The organism is Achromobacter maghribensis, assembly GCF_057334215.1.
Map to the genome: position 1 here is coordinate 15021 of NZ_JBHFII010000022.1, position 4177 is coordinate 19197.

The 4177-nt window shown below is 70.9% G+C and carries 5 protein-coding genes; 2 read left to right on the forward strand and 3 right to left on the reverse strand.

What is annotated here, in order from left to right; all coding sequences use genetic code 11:
- On the reverse strand, positions 1-740 hold a 740-nt coding region (locus ACE039_RS09395), incomplete at its 3' end, for a methyltransferase domain-containing protein (protein ID WP_485822207.1).
- A 51-nt stretch (positions 741-791) separates the two neighbouring features.
- On the opposite strand from ACE039_RS09395, the gene ACE039_RS09400 reads away from it, so the two are divergent.
- Positions 792-1538: a ComFC family protein gene (locus ACE039_RS09400; protein WP_485822208.1), complete on the forward strand. Its 747-nt coding sequence runs from the start codon at positions 792-794 to the stop codon at positions 1536-1538.
- 113 nt (positions 1539-1651) lie between these two features.
- Entirely contained in the window at positions 1652-2122 is a 471-nt protein-coding gene (locus tag ACE039_RS09405; protein WP_088588732.1) for a tRNA (cytidine(34)-2'-O)-methyltransferase, read from the forward strand.
- A 5-nt stretch (positions 2123-2127) separates the two neighbouring features.
- On the opposite strand, the gene ACE039_RS09410 is transcribed toward ACE039_RS09405, so the two are convergent.
- Together ACE039_RS09410 and ACE039_RS09415 are read right to left on the reverse strand one after the other, a co-directional pair.
- Complete coding sequence (locus ACE039_RS09410; protein WP_485822209.1) at positions 2128-3120, reverse strand: Bug family tripartite tricarboxylate transporter substrate binding protein; 993 nt, start codon at positions 3118-3120, stop codon at positions 2128-2130.
- A gap of 49 nt (positions 3121-3169) precedes the next feature.
- Positions 3170-4177 (reverse strand): NAD(P)H-dependent glycerol-3-phosphate dehydrogenase (locus ACE039_RS09415; protein WP_485822210.1); only part of this gene is annotated, 1008 nt, incomplete at its 5' end.

Here is a 4177-nt window from a genome sequence, read left to right on the forward strand (position 1 = left end):
CCGGGGCGCCCCTCGGCAGGGTTTCCGCCCAGCGCGCGCACGTCCTGCAGCAGCTTTTCAGGGCTACGGTAGGTCAGGGTCAGCAGTTCCTGGTCCATGACCGGATCGGCAAAGCCGTTTTCCACCAGCAGGTCGCCGAAATCATGCATGTCCACGAAGGACGGCGTGGCGGTCGCGAGGCCGGCGTCGGCCAGCGCCTGGCGCAGTTCACGCAGGGTGGCGGGGCCCAGACAGGAGAACATCGCCAGCCCGCCCACTTTCAGGATGCGGCGCCATTCCGCCAGCACCGCGTGCGGGGCGCGGTGCCAGTGCATGGCCAGGTTCGACCACACCAGTTCCAGCGATTCGGGGGGCAGGCCGGTATCGGCCAGGTCGGCGTTGACGAAAGCGGGGGCCGCCGGGCCGCGGCGGGCCAGCTTGCCGATCCAGGCGCCCAGACCGGCGGGCGCATGGCGCTTGCGCGCCCGGTCCAACAACGGTTCGCAGTTGTCCAGCCCGGTATAGGCGGCGTCCGGATAGCGCTCGCGCAGCAGGGGCAGGTTGTCGCCCGCGCCACAACCCGCGTCCAGCATCGCCTGAGGCTGCACGCGGATGTATTGCAGGCGGCCGAGCATGCGGCGGGCCACTTCCCCATAGAGGAATTGCGCGTCGGACAAGTCGCCGCGGCGCGCGAACTGCCGGGGCACGTCGGCGCTGACGAGGGGAAGGGAGGGAAGCGGTGCGGATTCTGGCAGGGACATTTCGGTCGCGCCCGCGTCTTCGCCGCGGGGCGGAACATGATTTCATGAGGGATGGCACACATTATTGCGCATCCGGGCGGCCGGGCCCGATTCCCCCTACAGGGCATGGGGCGGCGGCTGTGGTCCCGGGTGGGCTGCGATTGCCCGTTATGCGGCGCGCGGGTGGCGGGCGCGCGGCTGTGCGGCGGCTGCGAAGCCGACATCACTGCCTTGCCGGGCGGGCGGCCCCGGTGCCCCGGCTGCGCGCTGCGCCTGCCGGCTACCGCGTCGGCTTGCCCCGCATGCCTCGGGGCATCGCGGGCCTACGGGCGGACCATCGCCGCGTTCGATTACGTACCGCCCGCCGATGCCCTGATTCAGATGCTCAAGACCCGGCTGCGCCTGAGCATGGCGCCGGTGCTGGCCCGGCTGATGGCCGCCGCGGTCCGGCGCCACGGCGGATTGCCGGCGGGCAGCCTGCTGGTGCCGGTGCCCGCCAGTCGCGCCTCGCTGCGTCTGCGCGGCATGAACCCCGCCGGTGAAATCGCGCGGAGTTTAGCCGCCGAGCTGGCGCTGCCCCTGGCGCGCGGGGCGCTGCGGCGGCGTCGGGAAACGCCTCGCCAGACGGCGTTGGGGCGACGCGCCCGCCAGCAAGGCGCGACGGCTCTGTTCCTGGGCTCGTCCCGGGTGCGCGGCCGTCATGTGGCGGTGGTGGACGACGTCATGACCACGGGCAGCACCGTCCAGGCCGCCGCTAGCGCCCTGCTGGCGGCCGGCGCGGCCAGCGTGACCATCCTGGTCGCGGCCCGCACGCCCTGATCCGGGCTGGGGCCGAGGCAGGACCCGGGCCAGCGCGCCGCAGCGGCAAATCGGCGACAATTCACCCGTGCGGCCACTCTGGCGCCGCACGCCGTCCTTGTTCCTTATTCGCCATGTTCCACGTCATCCTGGTCTGCCCCGAGATTCCCCCCAATACCGGCAACGCCATCCGGCTGTGCGCCAATACCGGCGCCCAGCTGCACCTGGTGCGCCCTTTGGGTTTTGAACTGGACGACGCGCGCATGCGCCGCGCCGGCCTGGACTATCACGAGTGGCAGCCCGTGCGCGTGCACGACACGCTGCAAGAGGCGTTGGACGATACCGGCGCCGACGCGTCGAGCATCTACGCGCTGACCACGCAGGCGCAGCGCAGCGTGGCGGATATCGGTTTCAAACCGGGTGACGTGTTTGTGTTCGGCCGCGAAACGGCAGGGCTGTCGGCCGAGCATCAAGCGATGTTCGCGCCCCAGCAGCGCCTGCGGCTGCCGATGCGCGCTGGCCAGCGCAGCCTGAACCTGTCGAATGCCGTCGCGGTGACCGTGTTCGAAGCCTGGCGTCAGCAAGGCTTCGAAGGCGGCGTGTAGGACGCTTAATCCAGCGACAGCTTCAGCTTGTCGATCACCTGGTCCCAGCGCGCCTTTTCGCTCTTGATGCGGGCGGTCAGGGCTTCCGGGGTGGACGCGGCGGGCGTGAAGTACTGCAAGGCCAGCTGCTTGCGCACGGCCTCGCTGTCGATGATGCGGGCCAGTTCGCTGTTCAGCCGTTCGATGACCGGCGTCGGCGTGCCGGCGGGCGCCAGCACGGCGTTCCACGAAATGGCTTCAAAGTCAGGGTAGCCCTGCGACGCCATCGTCGGGATGCCCGGCAGCGCCTCGCTGGGTTGCAGGCTGGTCACCGCCAGCAGCTTGACCTTGCCGTCGCGGGCCTGGGGCACGGCGATGGCGGGCACCATGAAGCCGGCCTGCACGTCGCCGCCGATGATCGCCGTGATGACCTGCGGGAATCCGGAATACGGGATGTGCGCCAGGTCCACGCCCGCGCTTTCCTTGAACATCTCCATCGCCAGATGGGCCGAGCTGCCGGCGCCGACCGAACCGTAGTTCAGCGAATTGCCGCGGCCTTTGACCAGTTTGACGAAATCCTGGACGTTATCGACCTTCAGGCTGCCCGGCACGACCAGCACGTTGGGGCTGGTGCCCACCAGCGTGACCGGGGCCAGATCGGCCAGCGGGTCGTAGCCCAGCGTCTTCTTGTACAGCGTGGGCGCCGTGACCAGCGGCCCGTTGATCGTATAGAGCAGCGTGTAGCCGTCGGGCTTGGCCTGCGACACGACGCGCGTGCCGATGTTGCCGCCCGCGCCCGGCTTGTTGTCGATGACGATGGGCTGGCCCAGCGCCTGCGACAGCGGCTCCGAGATCGTCCGGGCCAGGATGTCGGGCGACGATCCGGGCGGGAAGGGTACGACCATGTGGATGGGGCGATCGGGCCAGTCGGCATGGGCGGCGGCCGGCAGCACGGCGGCCAGGCTGAGGCACAGGGCGCGCAGAAGCGGGCCTACCCCGAATGTGCGGGTTTGCGTCATGAAGGATGTCTCCTCGGAATCGGTGCGGTGTCTTGTTGTTAGGGTGGGGTCACAGATGGCCGCCCAGCGACGGGTCCAGCGGGGCGCCCGCGTCCGCGCTTTCGTCGCGCGCGTCGCGCGCCAGCAAGGCGGAAACCGCGGTCATGGGCGCCACGCCGTCGAACAGCACGGCGCAGACGGCTTCGGTGATGGGCAATTCGACATTGATGGCGCGGGCGCGGTCCAGCGCGGCGCGCGCGCAGCGCACGCCTTCGGCCGTGATGCCGCTGGCCAGGATGTCGGCGAGCTTGCGGCCGGCGCCGATCTCCAGACCCACGCGGCGGTTGCGCGACAGGTCGCCCGTGGCGGTCAGGACCAGGTCGCCCAGGCCGGTCAATCCGGCGAAGGTCTCGGCGCGGGCGCCCAGCGCCACGCCAAAACGCGTCATTTCGGCCAGGCCGCGGGTGATCAGCGCGGCGCGGGCATTGGTGCCCAGCGCCAGTCCGTCGCCGATGCCGCAGGCGACCGCGATCACGTTCTTCAAGGCGCCGCCCACTTCCACGCCCACGACGTCCGCGCTGGCGTAGACGCGCAGCGCCGCGCCATGGAAGGCGGCGGTGGTGGCATCACGCAAGGCGGCGTTGGTGCTGGCAACCGTCAGCGCCACCGGCAGGCCCTGGGCGACTTCGCGCGCGAACGAGGGCCCGGACAGCACGCCGCCGACGGCGCCGGGCAGCGCCTGGCGCACGATTTCGTGGGGCAGCCTGGCCGTGTCGGCTTCAAAGCCCTTGCACGTCCAGACGATAGGGGTGTCCTGCAATCCCAAGACGGGCAGCCGGCGCGACAGTTCGCCGCAGATGGCGGTCAGCCCGGCCACGGGCACGCCCAGCACGATCAGGCGGCGCGCGCCCTCGTCTTGCAGGCTGCGCAGCGCGGCGTCGAGATCGGAGGTGACATTCAGGGCCTGGGGCAGGGGGATGCCAGGCAGGTAGCGCGCGTTCTCGTGCGTGGCGGCCATGCTGGCGGCCTGCGCGGCGTCGCGCGCCCAAAGCAGGGTGGCGTGGGGGGGGGGGGGGGG

Coding starts and splice junctions, on each gene's coding strand:
- ACE039_RS09400 (WP_485822208.1), top strand. CDS start 792: ATGGCACACATTATTGCGCATCCGGGCGGCCGGGCCCGATTCCCCCTA.
- ACE039_RS09405 (WP_088588732.1), top strand. CDS start 1,652: ATGTTCCACGTCATCCTGGTCTGCCCCGAGATTCCCCCCAATACCGGC.
- ACE039_RS09410 (WP_485822209.1), bottom strand. CDS start 3,120: ATGACGCAAACCCGCACATTCGGGGTAGGCCCGCTTCTGCGCGCCCTG.